This is a genomic window from Thiomicrorhabdus sp. Kp2 (assembly GCF_000478585.1).
Lineage (GTDB): Bacteria > Pseudomonadota > Gammaproteobacteria > Thiomicrospirales > Thiomicrospiraceae > Thiomicrorhabdus.
In genome coordinates this window covers 453,482-468,839 of sequence record NZ_ARWI01000001.1, presented here as the reverse complement: position 1 = coordinate 468,839, position 15,358 = coordinate 453,482, and the positions used below count along the sequence as shown (strand labels likewise).

The following is a 15,358-nucleotide window of genomic DNA, read 5'->3' as shown; positions in this document are numbered from 1 at the left end:
TAAAGCGTTTTTAATTAACGCTGGCCACATTGAAAAAAGTTTACAACTTCGCGCCTTCGTGTCTTCGTGGTTCAATTATTGAAGTTAACGTTTTCCATCTCCACCAGCTTTAATCAACAGAACATCTAACCAACGATTTGGCAAAATGCGTTTTAAATAGGCAAATACGATTGTTGGAACGGTTACTCTATAGCGAATTCTAGCCCGTTTATGCTGTAATGCATGTACAACACATTTGCTTACCGCCTCAGGCCCTAATGTAAATGGGGCGCTTGGGCCAACGGTTTCTAAACGTGCAATCATTGCGTTGTATTTATCTTGATGGGCACTCTCTTCAATCTTAATCCATCGTTTAAATTGTTCAAACGCATTTTTTCTAAAATCAGAGAGTATTGGGCCTGGTTCAATTAAGCTGACTTGAATATTATCTTGTTTGACCTCAATTCTTAAAGTATCTGCAAACCCTTCAATCGCAAATTTGCTGGCATTGTACGCACCACGATATTGCATGGCGGCAAATCCTAAAATAGAGCTGTTATAGATGATTTTGCCATGGCCTTGTTTACGCATGATTTTAACCATTTTATTGGTGAGTTCTTGAGTACCAAAGACATTGGTTCTAAATTGATACTCCATCGCTTCACGGCTTAAATCTTCTACAGCACCAGGTAAACCAAAAGCACCATTGTTGAATAGGGCATCAATCTTGCCATCGGTTTCGGCTAGTATCTCGGTAAGGGCAAAATCAATACACACACTGCAAGCCAAATCTAATTGAAAGCAGGTCAATCTTTCTTCTTTTAAGCGGTTAACGTCTTCTTGTTTACGGCAAGTGGCAATGACGTTGTAGCCTAAATCTTTTAAAAGGTGAGCGGTATGGTAACCAATGCCCGTTGAGCAACCTGTGATTAAAATCGTGCTTGGTGGTAAGAGTTGAGTAACTGGTGTGTGTTGTGACATGTAAATTCCGTCTGCAAATTACGTTGAATGTTTACATGATTATAGGAGATTTATTTGCTTGGAAGTAACCGATTATAGAGCGTTATGTTTATTGTGGAGAGAGATGGGCGCAAATTAAGTTACGCCCAATATTGATGCTGAACCAGAAAAGGATTAACCTTCTTGTTTCGCCTGCGCTTCAGCTAAATCAGCGTGGACTTTGTCCATGTCTAGTTCAAGTAGTTGACCAATCCCTTCTTCTAAAGCACTTCCAGGAATCGCACCAGGGTTTGAGAAAACAACGATTTTCTCACGCATAAAGACCAAAGTCGGGATTGAACGTACTTGGAACATGCCTGCTAATTGTTCTTCTTCTTCAACGTTAACTTTGCAGAAAGCGATATCAGGGTATTTGTTTGAAATCTCTTCAAAGACTGGTCCAAACTGTTTACAAGGACCACACCATTCTGCCCAGAAATCGAAAATAACGATATCATTATTGGCAATGGTTTCTTCAAATTGTTCTGTTTTTAAATCAATTACAGCCATGTTTATTCCTTTTATAATCGTTTTGAATGAAAAATAGTTTCTGTATAAGTTTACACAGAAGGGTTTCCACCTTCCGTTAATAAAGCGGGGTTTAAGTATTGTTTTAAAGTTTTTTCGTCTAAATCAGTCATTTCTAATGCCACGTCTAAAACTGGACGACCTGAAGCGTAAGCTTCTTTCGCAATAGCCGCTCCTTTTTCATAGCCTACCACGGTATTTAATGCAGTCACTAAAATTGGGTTGACGTCTAACGCTTTTTGGATATTTGCGGTATTGACGGTAAAACCTTTAATGGCCATATCGGCTAACTGAATCGAGCTAGAAGCGGCAATTTCAATGCTTTGCAATAGGTTATGGGCAATCATGGGTAGCATAACATTTAACTGGAAATTACCCGATTGAGCACCAACGGTAATGGCAGTGTGGTTCCCCATAATTTGTGCGGCTACCATGGCGATAGCTTCTGGAATGACAGGGTTTACCTTGCCAGGCATGATTGAGCTACCAGGCTGTAAAGCAGGTAGTTGAATTTCTCCCAGGCCTGCTAAAGGCCCCGAATTCATCCAGCGTAAATCATTGGCAATTTTCATAAGACTTGCCGCCAATACATTTAATTGACCACTCAACTCTAGCGCAGTGTCTTGTGAGCTTAAACCGATAAACAGGTTTTCCATTGGCTCAAAATGAATGGCGGTAATTGTTGCTAAATTGGCGGAAACTAATCGCCCAAATTCAGGATCAGCATTAACACCAGTGCCTACAGCAGTACCTCCTTGAGGTAGCATTTGAATGCGTTTTTGGGTGTCACGCAAACGAGCAATATTATCTTTAATCTGCGCTTTCCAAGCACCCAGCTCTTGACTCAGTTTAACTGGCATGGCATCCATGAGGTGTGTGCGACCCGTTTTGACCACATCTTTTAATTCAATCTCTCGATCTTCAATGGTTTCAACTAAGTGAAGCAGGGCTGGCATTAAGGTCTCTTCTAATGCTATCGCCGCAGCGACATGAATGGTTGTTGGGATAACGTCATTAGAGCTTTGACTCATATTAATGTCATCGTTAGGGTGAACATCTACCCCAGTAAGTTGTTTAGCAACGGTTGAGAGCACCTCATTGGCATTCATATTGGTACTGGTGCCTGAACCTGTTTGAAATATATCAATTGGAAAGTGGTCGTAATAGTTTCCTTGAATAACCTCTTTAGCGGCAGTTTGAATTGCGTCTGCTTTTTCTTCACTGAGTAAACCAAGTTCTTGATTACTGTCCGAACAAGCAAACTTTACATAACATAAAGCTTGAATAAAGCTCTTAGGCATTGGAATACCACTAATGGGAAAGTTATTGATTGCACGTTGAGTTTGTGCGCCATATAGAGCATTTTTAGGGACTTCTAAACTGCCCATGCTATCTTTTTCAATACGGGTTTCAGTGGATGAGATTGGTTGTGACATAGTTAACGGTTCTTGTAGAGTATTGTATTTGTAACCCGCAGGGTATTTGCGAACAAATTTTGTGGGTTGGGAGTGATGAACGGGGTTATTCGTGGTTAAATAAACCCATTCCAATTAATGCCAATTATTTTAGCATTTTTGAAGTAAAAATACAGAGTAGCCATAAGTGATATGAAATGAGTATTCCGCAAACGATATTAGCCAATGAAATGTTTCATAAAAATCTATGGTGGACCTATGCCAAGGAGGGGGATAAAGAGGTTCTGAATCTTTCTGAAGCGTTTAAAGCTTATTTAGGCCGTCAAGTCGTGACTATTGAAGAGATGATGGGAGAGTATGAAACCCAGTTATTGAGGCTGAAAATTGAAGGTGCTTTGGCGTCGAAAAGAACGCAATCAAGTGATTTTGATATGCGATTTGTGGCAAGTTATCAAACTGTTAAAGGTAAAAGAACTTTACAACATCAATTGCGGGTATTAGAGCTTAACGGTGTGAAAATGGTTTGGGCAAGCTGTATTGATGTTTCTGAAATGGCCGCTTTAGAGCGTGAGATGGTTGATGCACAAGGACGTTTATCTCTTCAACAAGTCGTTGAGCGTGAACAACACATCGAAGAGCAAAACCGTTTTGTACATGATTCTTATATTAAACAATCGCGTTTTTTAGCGATGTTAAGCCATGAATTACGTTCACCTCTTTTAGGTATTAGTAGCCTCGTTAAGCGTTTGAGAAATGAGGTGGATGCGTCACCTGAAACACTCAATATGCTCAAAACGATTCATATGACGGCGGAGCAATCTACTTATCTTGTTAATGATATTTTGACCTATTCGCAAACAGAGTATGACGGCATAACTCTTCATCCAACAGAAGTCTCATTAACCGAACTTTTAGAGAATGTTAAGCAGCTAACTAAGTCAATTGGCTCTGATAAAAACCTAGTAATTTCTTTGGTCTATTTAGGCAAGCATGAGTATGTTTTGGCCGATGGTGTACGTTTAACTCAAATACTCATTAACCTCATTGTTAATGGCATTAAGTTTACTCAGTATGGTGGGGTAAATATTGAAGTAAATGAAAAAGAAGACGGTGTTTTTGTTTTTAAAATTACCGATTCTGGTGAAGGTATTCCAGAGAATAGATTACAAAGAATTTTTGAACCCTTTGCACAGCTTGAAGCCAGTGATGGTGAATACACGAGTAATACGACCTACCTAGGCGCAGGTTTAGGTCTATTTGTGGTTAAACAATTGGTTGAATTAATGCAGGGCTCTATACAGGTAAAGTCTTCTGTGGGGGTTGGTACTTCTTTTGAATTTTGCTTGCAACTTCCCTGCATATTAAAGAGTCATTCACCAAGCATCGCCTCAGCCAAGTTAAAAAAAGGTGAACTCATCAAGACCAGTTCGGTTTATTACTCAGAAAATTTGCTTGAAAAAGAGGATGAAGAGACGGCGTTGTCTCCTTTAGAGCAACACTACAAGGTATTGATTGCAGATGATTCTAAAATTAATCGTATGGTATTGGCGGGGTATTTAGCTGAATTAGATTGTGAGGTGTTTGAAGCTAAAGATGGACGTGAGGCATGGGCGTTATTTCAACAAGAAAGTTTTGATTATGTCTTGCTTGATATTCAAATGCCGTTTATGGATGGATTACAAGTAAGTCAGAACATACAGCAACTGTATGAAAAAGGTCAGACGCCAACTTTAAAAGGGGTTTTTGCTATTACGGCAGGTGGCGACTCTTCGGGATTTGTGGGTGAAAATGAGAATCACGAGGGATTAGGGTTTGATAAGTGGTTGGTGAAACCCGTTGGAAAAAACCAAATTATTAGTTTACTTGATAAAAACTATCGTCAATCAACCCAAGAAAAAACACCCTTTTCCGAGAAAGAAACCGCTTGGAAAAACGTCAGTGAACAGGATGATTCTCTTCAACGTTCACAGCAAGTGAATGACGAACTCACTTTACATACACTGCACGATATTCCTGAGCAATTTCACCACTTGTTTGACTCTTTTATGAAAGAGACAATTTCTGGTTTTGAAAAGCTTTGTCGGTATAATTTACAAAATGAAGCAGAAGAGATTAAAAAACTGGCTCATTATTTAAAAGGCAACTGCATGCTTTTTCAATTAACAGGCCTGGTAACTCTGTTTAAAGAGCTGGAGACAATCCAAGAAAAAGCCTTGTGCCAAGAATTAAATAAACAGCAGAGGTTGAAAAAAACTGAAAAAACCCTACAAAAAATTGTATTAATTGTTAAAAGTCTTGAGAAGTCGGACTCGATTAGTCATAATAATGGTTAGTGAAAAATAGATTTCCTTATAATGTAAGCAAAATTAACAGGTTAGGTAGAGACGACTATGTCTGAAAAAATTAGTGTTTTATTGGCTGAAGACCATGCATTGGTAAGAGCTGGCTTCAAATCTATTATTGAAGGCGAAGCGGATTTTGAAGTGGTTGCTGAAGCTGAGGACGGATTAGAGTGTTTAGAGCTGATTAGAGCGAAAACGCCTAATGTTGTTTTGCTTGATTTGTCAATGCCAAAGTTAAGTGGTGTTAATGCCATTACACACATTCAAAAACGTTACTCTGACACAAAAATCATTGTGTTAACGGCAGCAGAAACAACAAATGTATGGCGTGAAGTCTTAGAGATGGGTATTCAAGGTTTAGCGATGAAATCCATTTCTCCAAAAGAGTTAGTTGCTGGGATTCGTCAAGTAATGAATGGTGAAACGTTTATTCACTCTGAAATCCAACCAATTTTAGAAGCAGAAGGTGGACTATCTAATAAACGTCTATCGGTTCGTGAAAAACAAGTTGTGAAATTAGTAGCTGAAGGTTTCAAAACAAAAGATATTGCAGAAAAATTAGAAATTAGTGATAGAACGGTTTCGAAACATCGAGAAAACCTAATGACTAAGATGGGCATGACTTCAACAGCAGAGTTAACAAACTACGCTAACGAATCAGGCTTGACTAAAGTGGGTTTAGAAGAAATCGAATAAACTTAATTGATATTTGATTATAAGAAAAAGGGCGTATTAAACGCCCTTTTTTATTTTTTACCAAAAGTTTGGAAAGATTGGTGGGTCAATTATACGGCTGTTTCTTTAGGCTTTATTCTCATCTGTTGTCACGGGTTCTATCCCAAGGTAGAGATTTTTAAAGCTCAGTAGACCATCTTGCACCAACTGGTAGGTTGTGTCGATATTGCCAGCAATCTCACCTTCAAGGACATTTAAATCACCTAAGATACTTCGAGCTTCTTCAAAGCCTTGAGTAAGGCCGCCACCCACTACATCCATAAAACGCTCCATTAAAGCTTCGCCCTCTAATTCTGGGTGTGCTGTTTTGAAACCGCTTAAAAAGGCCGTCGCACCATCAACAATTCTTTTGGCGGTATTTTCGGGTGTCCAATACTCCATCCCACCTTGTTTTTTTAGGGCTTCTTCACTTATTGGGTTAATTGACTCCTCGCCATCTGCTAGTGCGGGCATGTCAGCCATTAAAACTTCATTAAGTTTTTCAATGGCCGCTTGAAAGGTGATTTTAAGAGAGCTTTCTTGAGCAGATGTACCATCGCCAAATAAGTGAGCCACTAGACTAGCCTGTCTTTCGTTACGAATGGTCATTTGTGTTGCACTAAGGTTTGGTTTTTCTTCTGATTGTGCAACTCGGCTATGCTCATTGGCTTTTTCTAATGCTCTTTCAGCATTGTTCGGCATATTTGAGTTTTGTTGGTACGCTTGTATTAAGCCTAAGTTTTTGGTGTCGATAGCCATGATGTAATCCCTTTTTTCTGGTCGAAAACGAGTAAATGGATCCCTTTGTGTGATGCTCTAGTAACCGAAAGGTAAACACTTTGAATTTTATATTTTATTGTAAAGCTTCTAGAGTCATCTATCCATTGATAAACGCTGCATAATACTTAACGGCTAGATTGGATAAAACTTAACTATCTAGTTGAATAAAATAAAAAATAAGTGATATTTGTGGTTCGTATCCTGTCTATAAATAGAGCAGAACTGAGTGAATCCTGGTATCATTTGCGCTAATTTTTAAAAGCACAGAGATGGATAAAACTTGCATGGAATTAAATCCTGTTTATAACCGAATTCAAGACTACCAAGAACGCAGTGACGTTCTTAGGGGGTATCTTTGACTATGATGTTAAGGCGGAACGTTTAGAAGAAGTTTCTAAAGAACTAGAAGACCCAGATATCTGGAATAAACCTCAAGACGCTCAGGCGTTGGGTAAAGAAAAATCGCAATTAGAAAACATTGTATCGACTATTGATGATTTAACATCAGGTACGGAGTCAGCCAAAGAATTGCTAGAGATGGCTGAAATGGATTCTGACCAAGAGATGGTTGATGAAGTTATTTTGGAATTGGATCGTTTAGGTGAACGTTTAGATAAGCTGGAATTTCAAAGAATGTTCTCAGGTGAACTGGATGCTAATAATGCTTATTTAGAAATTCAGTCTGGTTCAGGCGGTACAGAAGCTCAAGACTGGGCGAATATGATTCTTAGAATGTATTTACGTTGGTCTGATCGTCATGCTTTTAAAGCTGAAATTACAGAAATTTCTGCGGGTGATGTAGCGGGTATTAAAGGGGCAACGGTTCATATTCAAGGCGACTATGCTTATGGTTGGTTACGAACTGAATTGGGGGTGCATCGTTTAGTGCGCAAGTCTCCTTTTGATTCAAACTCTAAACGTCATACCTCTTTTGCATCGGTGTTTATTTCACCTGAAATTGACGATAGTTTTGAAGTTGATATTAACCCAGCCGACTTGCGTATTGATGTTTATCGCGCAAGTGGAGCGGGTGGGCAGCACGTTAACAAGACTGAATCGGCAGTACGAATTACCCATTTACCAACCAACACCGTTACCCAATGTCAAAATGGTCGTTCTCAACATCAAAACAAAGCGGAAGCCATGAAGCAGTTGCGGGCCAAGTTGTATGAGCTAGAAATGTTGAGTCGTAGTGCAGATAAACAAGAGTTAGAAGAGTCTAAATCTGATATTGGCTGGGGCAGTCAAATCCGTTCTTATGTATTAGATTCGGGTCGAATTAAAGATTTAAGAACGGGCGTAGAGTCAGGAAATACGCAAGGCGTCTTAGATGGCGACTTGGATCAGTTTATTGTGGCAAGCTTAAAGTCGGGTGTATAAATTCATCCATTTTTGCTTCAACGCACATTCACGCAATTAAAAGCGATTTTGCTAGAGTTTAGTCTGTTAAACGCTTAAAATACCCGCATATTTCAAATTGTATTGCGTTTTAAAGTTACCAGGCCTGGTTAATTTAATATTACCAGGCCTGGTTGTTTTAAAGCTTAAAGTTTTAAGAGAGAAAGTTCATGTCGGAAACACAAAATAACGCGCCAGAAGTTGATGAAAACAAAATCATTGCTGAGCGTCGCGCCAAACTTAATGCGCTAAGAGAAGAAGGGCATTCTTATCCAAATACGTTTCGTCGTGATAATGACGCGGCCGAATTACATGCTAAATATGATGAGATGAGCAAAGAACAGTTGGCCGAAGCAGAGCCTGTTCGTGTAAAGATTGCTGGACGTATGATGCTACGTCGTATTATGGGTAAAGCGAGCTTTGCGACGTTACAAGATCCAACAGGGCGTATTCAGGTTTATGTTACTCGTGATGAACTGCCAGAAGGTTTTTACAATACCCAGTTTAAAAAATGGGATTTAGGGGATATCGTTGGTGCTCAAGGATACCTGTTTAAAACCAATACAGGTGAGCTTTCTATTCATGTTGAACACATTGAATTAGTCACAAAGTCTATTCGCCCATTACCTGACAAATTTCACGGTTTACAAGACCAAGAGATGCGTTACCGTCAGCGTTATGTTGATCTGATTGTAAATCAAGAAAGTCGTGAGACTTTTATGTTGCGTTCTAAAATTGTTCAGCATGTGCGTAACTTCTTAATCCGTAAAGAATTTATGGAAGTAGAAACGCCAATGATGCATGTGATTCCAGGTGGTGCGACCGCTAAACCTTTTAACACGCACCATAATGCGTTGGATATGCCTTTGTATTTGCGTATTGCGCCAGAGCTTTATTTAAAACGTTTGGTTGTAGGTGGTTTTGAACGCGTATTTGAAATTAACCGTTCTTTCCGTAATGAAGGCTTATCTACTCGTCACAACCCTGAGTTCACAATGGTTGAGTTCTATGCGGCTTATACGGACTATCATCAGTTAATGGATTACACTGAAGAGCTTTTAAAAGAGCTTGCTGAGTTAGCTGTGGGGTCAACAAAAGTGCCTTATCAAGGACAAGAGTTTGACTTTGGTAAACCATTTGCACGTTTAAGCATGAAAGATGCAATTCTTCAATACAATGACGGTGTCACAGCCGATCAGCTTGATACCATTGAAGCCGCTACTGCTTTAGCTCAATCGCTTAAGATACATGTTAAAGAAGGTTACGGTTTAGGTAAGATTGTTACTGAAATCTTTGAGGAAACGGTTGAAGAAAAACTAATGGATCCAACCTTTATTACTGAGTATCCTGCTGAAGTTTCACCGTTAGCGCGTCGTAATGACCAAAACCCATTTATCACAGACCGTTTTGAACTGTTTATTGGTGGACGCGAGTTGGCTAATGGTTTTAACGAGTTGAATGATGCAGAAGATCAGGCCGAACGTTTTAAAGCGCAAGTGGAAGCGAAAGATGCAGGTGATGATGAAGCGATGCATTATGATGAAGATTATATTACGGCTTTAGAGCACGGTATGCCACCAACGGCAGGAGAGGGGATTGGTATTGACCGTTTAGTGATGCTCTTTACCGATTCAGCATCTATCCGTGATGTACTGTTGTTCCCGCATATGCGTCAGAATTAATAGACTGAATTTAGATTCAGTTTTAATCGTATAAAAAGAAACCCCACCTACCAGGCCTGGTAGACGGGGTTTTTATTGTGAAGGTGAAATACAAAAAGTGCTATTTATCGCTTAATCTTCATCGGTAATGGTATAGGGTAAAGGTTCTACTGCGACCTCTTTACCTGATTCTGTTAGTAGGTTACCTTGAGCTGATTCAAGTGATTTTAAGGTAGCAATCGCCAAGCAGAGTGTTCCATTAAGTATATCTGGATTAGCACTGACAACGGTTAGTTTATAGGATTTGTCTGCCTCATCTTTTAGCGTTAATGTTTCTCCTGCTTGCAAAGATAAATCTTCATTAAGGTGGATACGCAACATACGTTTAGTGACTTTACCTCGGTAGTGCACTCGTGCAATGATCTCTTGTCCAGGGAAACAGCCTTTTTTAAAGTTAATCGCATCAAATTTATCAAGGTTAAAAAACTGAGCAATAAATTGGGCGCTGGTTGCAGCTGTGACTTCTGGAACGCCTGCGGCAATATTCAGAAGTTTCCAGTCATAGTTATTGGTAACATCGCTGTTGTCACGAATCTTTTTCCATGCTTGGATCATTTGTTCAGCAGGACCAAATAGCGCATATTTATGATAAGGGCCAGGTACTTTAATAACTAAAACATCTTCAATGCCTTCCAGTTCGGCCATGCCTGATTCAAACACCTCTTTTACTTTGGTGCTCAAACGTCTTTGGATGTCTAAATCACCAAATTCACCAGCAAAACCAATTTGAATCAGTTCATTAGAGACTTCGGTAAGTTGCACATCAGAACGTAAAACAAACATGGTTAAACGTTTTAAAATGGTTTCTCTTAATGAGGCATCAAAATTGAGGTAATAATCACCTTTATATTTAAAAACCAAAAAGTTAGCCAGGACTTGACCTTGTGGATCACAGTAAGCTGAAAATTGGGCTTTGTTATCAGCGACTTGATTAATGTCGCTCGTGAGTTGCGCTTGCAAAAAAGTCTGCGCTTCACTACCTGTAACTTTAATTAATGCTTGATCAGTCAGGCTGGTAACAACAGGGCCATTTTTAATTAAAAAACGTTCAAGTTCAGGATGTCCAAAACTGCAAATTTTGCCAGTTTCATCAAATTGGGCATTTTGTGATGCTAGGAAGTCGGACCAAATAGGGCTTAATGTTGCTTGGGCTGTCATTTTTTTATCCTTAAATTTGTATTGCAGCAGATGATACCTTACTCAATTGAAATAACAAAATATCTTGGCTTGTTTCTTGCGTGTTAAATGTTAGTTAAATGTTAGTTAAATGCGAGTTTAATTAGGGTTAATGAATTGAATTGGCACTTTATTACTTGAATGCAAAGAGCAAAGTAAATTGACTTAAATATAATATAATTTAACGGATTTAATGAATGATATTGTATTGAATTATATCGATTGGCTAAGTTTACTCTGAAGCCTAAATATTAGAGAATATTCATAGTATAGTGTTACATTACTCATCAATAAAAATAAACAGTAAAAATCATTCCTTATAGGACTATCCTAAAGTGATTTTGCAAAACGGAGACAGTTCGTGTCGGATGCTAAACAAGAATTTTTAACTTTTATTATCGGTAGAGAAGAGTTTGCCGTCGAAATTCTTCGTGTTCAAGAGATTCGAGGTTGGGAAACGCCAAATCCGCTGCCTAATGTACCGAGTTATGTCAAAGGTGTCGTTGATTTACGTGGAACGGTAGTGCCGATTATCGACTTGCGCGAAAAATTTAATTTAAAAGCGGCTTATGATGGTACGACGGTCGTTATTGTTGTGCATATTTTGACCTCTTCTGGAGAGCGAATTGTTGGCTTGGTGGTTGATGCTGTTTCTGATGTTCATCAGTTTGATATGAATGCTTTACAAGCCGCTCCTGATATTTCAGATTCCATTGATAATCAATATATTTTGGGGTTAACAACGATTAAAGACGGTCAAGGCCAAAGCAGTGCTTCTCAAATGGGAGCGAGTGCCGTTAAAGAAGCATCTGATAAAGGGAGAATGGTGATTGTTGTGGATCTGGACCGATTAGCGGCAGAAGGCATTATTGAAAATATTGTTTTAAATGCAGAGAATATGCCAACGGGTAATGGTTAGATTTTGTACTTGATTGTGTTTGAGTGAATAACCATTAATAAAAAGCCAGTTCATTATTGAACTGGCTTTGTCATTTTAAGCCTTTTAAATATTTTGGGCTTTGTTTATATTTTTTGTATTATTCAGAGTAAGTAACGCAGTTACGATCATTTTCCCAAACCGTTAGGCTATGCATTTTCACTTCTGGAGTTTGGATACGTTTTTCAATCTCTTTGTAAATATAAACCGCAATATTTTCTGCTGTTGGGTTGAGCGTCTTAAAATGTGGGTGATCATTTAAAAAGGTGTGGTCAAGCTCTTTCACAACCTCTTTAGCATGACGTTTGATTTCTTTAAAGTCTATGACCATGCCAATTTCATTTAACTGTGTACCCGCAACTTGCACTTCAATTTTCCAGTTGTGGCCATGTAATTTGGCGCAATCACCTGGATAACCTCTTAAGCTATGCGCAGAGGCGAAATCGAGTAAAGTTTTTAATACAAACGTTTGTGCCATGGTAAATCACTTCTTTCTATCTGATTGAGTTCTAAGCCGTTATTCAATATAAGTTTGATTTCTGAGGTTGCAATTATTGTAACTGAAAAATCGGTGCTCGTTTTACTGGGCTTGAAAGGGAACAGATTATAACTAAAACTGTTTATGATGAAAAGCTAACTTTTTGAAAGCTAAGATTTTTTATGTAATATTCACTGTTCTCTTGATTGTAACGATATTGGAACTCTATTTTCTTAGTGTTTGCGTTCGGCAATGAAATGAATTAACTGGTTTAAGAAGAGACTGTTGATTGGCAGCTCTTGTAATACTTTTTGTGCCTCTGAAATTAATTGATCACGATAAGTTTTTGCATTAGCTAACCCCAATAACTTGGGATAGGTTGATTTATCCAAAGCTAAATCACTACCTTGAGGCTTGCCAAGGGTTTTGGTATTACCTTCAATATCTAAAATATCATCTTGAACCTGAAAGGCTAAACCAATAAGCTCTCCAAGTTTTACCAGGCCTGGTTTAATCTCTGCGTAGTTTGTTGATTGAACGGCTCCTAGGAGCAATGCACATTGAATAAGAGCCCCTGTTTTATGGTTGTGTAACTGTTTGAGTTGATCGGCAGTAATGACTTTGCCTTCAGACGCTATGTCCAAGACTTGTCCACCAATCATGCCAAGTGGGCCACTGGCTTTGCTCAATAAGGAAATCATCTCAAGTGCGTGTATTGGTTGTAGGTGAGAATCGTCACTTAGAATTTGAAAAGCCATCGTTTGCTGAGCATCACCCACCAAAATGGCCGTGGCTTCATTATATTGAATATGACAGGTTGGTTGGCCACGGCGTAGATCATCATTATCCATAGCGGGTAAATCATCGTGTACCAGAGAGTAACTATGAATTAATTCAATGGCACAAGCACAACTATCGACTTGCTCTAACGGGGTATTGAGAGCTTTTGCAACCGCATAGGTTAGGGCGGGGCGCAGTCGTTTGCCTTGGTTAAGAGTGGCATATTCAACGGCCTCAAAGAAATGCTGTGTTTCACCGAGTTGTTGTTCGCAATAATGAGCAATGTACTGTTTTAAGGTTTGGTTGACACGATTTTGAAATGTTAGAAGTTGAGTTTGCAAAAGTTCTCTCCATAAAAAAAGCCGTCTATTGACGGCTCCTTTTTAGCGTGTAATTGTGCTCTTTTAAGAAAACAATCACAGCTTGAATGCGATAAATATTGTGGCTATTTTAACGGTAAATGACGTTGAAATAAACTCATTAACATCGTTAACACAATTTTATCTAAACGAATTATAGCTCGTCTGAGTGTTCACTTAGGTATTCAGCAACACCGTCTGGCGTGTCCTTCATTCCTGCGTCACCTTTATTCCAACCAGCAGGACAAACTTCACCTACTTCTTCATGGAACTGAAGTGCTTCAACCATACGAACCATTTCATCAACGTTACGCCCTAAAGGAAGGTCGTTTACAACTTGGTGACGAACTACGCCGTTTGTATCGATTAAGAAAGCACCACGTAGAGCGACGTTACCAGGGTGAACGATGCCGTAAGCTTCCATAATAGAACCGCCTAAATCAGCCACTAGTGGGAACTTAACAGGGCCTAAACCACCTTGGTTTACTGGTGTGTTACGCCAAGCATTGTGAGTGAATTGTGAGTCTACTGAGATACCAACGACTTCAGTGCCTAATTCTTTAAAACGTTCAACACGGTGGTCAAATGCTAAAATTTCAGAAGGACAAACAAATGTAAAATCTAAAGGGTAGAAGAATACAACAGCGTATTTGCCTGCAATGTGGCTTTTTAGGTTGAAATCATCAACAATAGAACCATCCGCTAAAACCGCAGCTGAAGTAAAATCTGGAGCCTGTTTGGTTACAAGAACTGACATAGTTTTTATCCTTATATTTAAGTTGTAATTTTGAATTTAATAATCCAAATAGTATAGACAATTCTCTGGTCTTATTCTAGTGAGTTACCTTGAAAATTATTAAATATCGTTGTTGTATTAAGTACTTGAAACCGTAAATAAATTAAAGTGTTTAGGCTGGCTGGCCGATATTTTAATTAAGTATAAGATTTTAAGTGTTATGAATAAGTTTGTTTTACTCAGTGGTAATATATTGATTAAGCTTGATTAATTTAAGCCGTTTAGAAATAGATTTTGAATTACATAGTGTTTTAGCTCTGTGTATAAAGTTGGTTTTTTGTTAATTCGTTTGGTGATGTTCTATGTTTATTGTATATAGTCCAGAAGGTCAAAGCTTTATCGGAGCGGTTCAAAATTTACCCGCTTTGAAAGTTGATCCTGCGCAGCGTATTAACAAAGTTGAAGAGGCTGAGCTTGACGGACTCAAGGTGGATATTGGCCATAAAGACGAACAAGGCAAACATCAAAATAGCGCACTTAATGCCTATAATGAAAATCGTTCTAATGCCCAAAGACGTATTATTGTTAAGGTTTCAGAAATCATGGCTTCCCCCGTTTTTCAGGTTGATGCCAATAGTTCCATTGAAAATGCATGGCGATTAATGGAAAAGCATGATATTAAGCATTTACCTGTGATAGATAATGGTGAATTGGTTGGTATGTGTTCTGAGGCTAATTTACTTGGAAGGATGATTATTAGTAAATCGGGAGAGCTAGAAGGTGTAAAACCTGAATTGGTAAGAGATGTCATGCAAGCTGGCGTTGTAACAACGACTCTGGATACAGATATTAGGCATATTGCACAGGCTTTAACAAAGTATCAAATTGATGCATTGGTTATTATGAGTGAATATCAGAAAATTTTAGGTATTGTCACTGAAAGTGATTTAATCAGTCGATTAGCCAAAGAGCCGCCAATCGAACTGTACACTTAGATTTGTAATGTGGCTGGGGTT

General features: G+C 38.7%; 14 protein-coding genes. 6 read left to right on the top strand and 8 right to left on the bottom strand.

Annotated features, from left to right (window positions below; genetic code table 11):
• Positions 1–84: 84 nt before the first annotated feature.
• The 3 genes from A379_RS02210 to A379_RS02200 all read right to left on the bottom strand — a co-directional run bounded on the left by A379_RS02210 (position 85) and on the right by A379_RS02200 (position 2,942).
• On the bottom strand, positions 85–960 hold the full coding sequence (locus A379_RS02210; protein ID WP_051144930.1) for an SDR family NAD(P)-dependent oxidoreductase: 876 nt from the start codon (positions 958–960) through the stop codon (positions 85–87).
• A 153-nt stretch (positions 961–1,113) separates the two neighbouring features.
• Entirely contained in the window at positions 1,114–1,488 is a 375-nt protein-coding gene (gene trxA / locus A379_RS02205; protein ID WP_040725411.1) for a thioredoxin, read from the bottom strand.
• Between the two features lie 50 nt (positions 1,489–1,538).
• Positions 1,539–2,942, bottom strand: coding sequence for a lyase family protein (locus A379_RS02200; protein ID WP_081696309.1), 1,404 nt, complete (start codon positions 2,940–2,942; stop codon positions 1,539–1,541).
• A gap of 176 nt (positions 2,943–3,118) precedes the next feature.
• Between A379_RS02200 and A379_RS02195 the strand changes: the two genes are divergently transcribed.
• Entirely contained in the window at positions 3,119–5,254 is a 2,136-nt protein-coding gene (locus tag A379_RS02195; protein WP_040725410.1) for an ATP-binding protein, read from the top strand.
• Positions 5,255–5,311: 57 nt separating this feature from the next.
• Positions 5,312–5,959 carry a response regulator transcription factor gene (locus A379_RS02190; RefSeq protein ID WP_040725408.1) on the top strand — a complete coding sequence of 216 codons (648 nt, stop codon included), beginning with the start codon at positions 5,312–5,314 and terminating at the stop codon, positions 5,957–5,959.
• Between the two features lie 105 nt (positions 5,960–6,064).
• On the opposite strand, the gene A379_RS12555 is transcribed toward A379_RS02190, so the two are convergent.
• Positions 6,065–6,736 carry a DUF5610 domain-containing protein gene (locus A379_RS12555; protein WP_051144929.1) on the bottom strand — a complete coding sequence of 224 codons (672 nt, stop codon included), beginning with the start codon at positions 6,734–6,736 and terminating at the stop codon, positions 6,065–6,067.
• A gap of 305 nt (positions 6,737–7,041) precedes the next feature.
• Between A379_RS12555 and prfB the strand changes: the two genes are divergently transcribed.
• Both prfB and lysS read left to right on the top strand, forming a co-directional pair.
• A protein-coding gene (gene prfB / locus A379_RS02180; RefSeq protein WP_106381706.1) for a peptide chain release factor 2 occupies positions 7,042–8,137 on the top strand; the annotation gives its coding sequence in 2 pieces (ribosomal slippage) (positions 7,042–7,113 and positions 7,115–8,137; 1,095 coding nt in all).
• A gap of 188 nt (positions 8,138–8,325) precedes the next feature.
• On the top strand, positions 8,326–9,837 hold the full coding sequence (gene lysS, locus A379_RS02175; RefSeq protein ID WP_040725405.1) for a lysine--tRNA ligase: 1,512 nt from the start codon (positions 8,326–8,328) through the stop codon (positions 9,835–9,837).
• A gap of 111 nt (positions 9,838–9,948) precedes the next feature.
• Here lysS and A379_RS02170 read toward each other — a convergent pair whose 3' ends face one another.
• Entirely contained in the window at positions 9,949–11,034 is a 1,086-nt protein-coding gene (locus A379_RS02170; protein ID WP_040725402.1) for a folate-binding protein YgfZ, read from the bottom strand.
• A 379-nt stretch (positions 11,035–11,413) separates the two neighbouring features.
• Here A379_RS02170 and A379_RS02165 point away from each other — a divergent pair, with 379 nt between their 5' ends.
• Complete coding sequence (locus tag A379_RS02165) at positions 11,414–11,971, top strand: chemotaxis protein CheW (RefSeq protein ID WP_040725400.1); 558 nt, start codon at positions 11,414–11,416, stop codon at positions 11,969–11,971.
• Between the two features lie 118 nt (positions 11,972–12,089).
• Here A379_RS02165 and queD read toward each other — a convergent pair whose 3' ends face one another.
• The 3 genes from queD to A379_RS02150 form a co-directional block, all read right to left on the bottom strand.
• Positions 12,090–12,467, bottom strand: coding sequence for a 6-carboxytetrahydropterin synthase QueD (queD, locus tag A379_RS02160; protein ID WP_040725398.1), 378 nt, complete (start codon positions 12,465–12,467; stop codon positions 12,090–12,092).
• Positions 12,468–12,700: 233 nt separating this feature from the next.
• A complete protein-coding gene (locus A379_RS02155; protein WP_040725396.1) occupies positions 12,701–13,588 on the bottom strand; it encodes a polyprenyl synthetase family protein in 888 nt (295 codons plus the stop codon).
• A 172-nt stretch (positions 13,589–13,760) separates the two neighbouring features.
• Positions 13,761–14,363 carry a peroxiredoxin gene (locus A379_RS02150; RefSeq protein WP_040725394.1) on the bottom strand — a complete coding sequence of 201 codons (603 nt, stop codon included), beginning with the start codon at positions 14,361–14,363 and terminating at the stop codon, positions 13,761–13,763.
• Between the two features lie 341 nt (positions 14,364–14,704).
• On the opposite strand from A379_RS02150, the gene A379_RS02145 reads away from it, so the two are divergent.
• Complete coding sequence (locus A379_RS02145; protein WP_040725393.1) at positions 14,705–15,337, top strand: HPP family protein; 633 nt, start codon at positions 14,705–14,707, stop codon at positions 15,335–15,337.
• Positions 15,338–15,358 lie beyond the last annotated feature (21 nt).

Excerpts from the sequence above, each read along its gene's own strand:
- A379_RS02195 (WP_040725410.1), top strand. The coding sequence starts at position 3,119 with ATGAGTATTCCGCAAACGATATTAGCCAATGAAATGTTTCATAAAAAT.
- queD (WP_040725398.1), bottom strand. The coding sequence starts at position 12,467 with ATGGCACAAACGTTTGTATTAAAAACTTTACTCGATTTCGCCTCTGCG.
- A379_RS02210 (WP_051144930.1), bottom strand. The coding sequence starts at position 960 with ATGTCACAACACACACCAGTTACTCAACTCTTACCACCAAGCACGATT.
- A379_RS02170 (WP_040725402.1), bottom strand. The coding sequence starts at position 11,034 with ATGACAGCCCAAGCAACATTAAGCCCTATTTGGTCCGACTTCCTAGCA.
- A379_RS02145 (WP_040725393.1), top strand. The coding sequence starts at position 14,705 with ATGTTTATTGTATATAGTCCAGAAGGTCAAAGCTTTATCGGAGCGGTT.
- lysS (WP_040725405.1), top strand. The coding sequence starts at position 8,326 with ATGTCGGAAACACAAAATAACGCGCCAGAAGTTGATGAAAACAAAATC.
- A379_RS02200 (WP_081696309.1), bottom strand. The coding sequence starts at position 2,942 with ATGTCACAACCAATCTCATCCACTGAAACCCGTATTGAAAAAGATAGC.
- A379_RS02150 (WP_040725394.1), bottom strand. The coding sequence starts at position 14,363 with ATGTCAGTTCTTGTAACCAAACAGGCTCCAGATTTTACTTCAGCTGCG.
- A379_RS02190 (WP_040725408.1), top strand. The coding sequence starts at position 5,312 with ATGTCTGAAAAAATTAGTGTTTTATTGGCTGAAGACCATGCATTGGTA.
- trxA (WP_040725411.1), bottom strand. The coding sequence starts at position 1,488 with ATGGCTGTAATTGATTTAAAAACAGAACAATTTGAAGAAACCATTGCC.
- A379_RS12555 (WP_051144929.1), bottom strand. The coding sequence starts at position 6,736 with ATGGCTATCGACACCAAAAACTTAGGCTTAATACAAGCGTACCAACAA.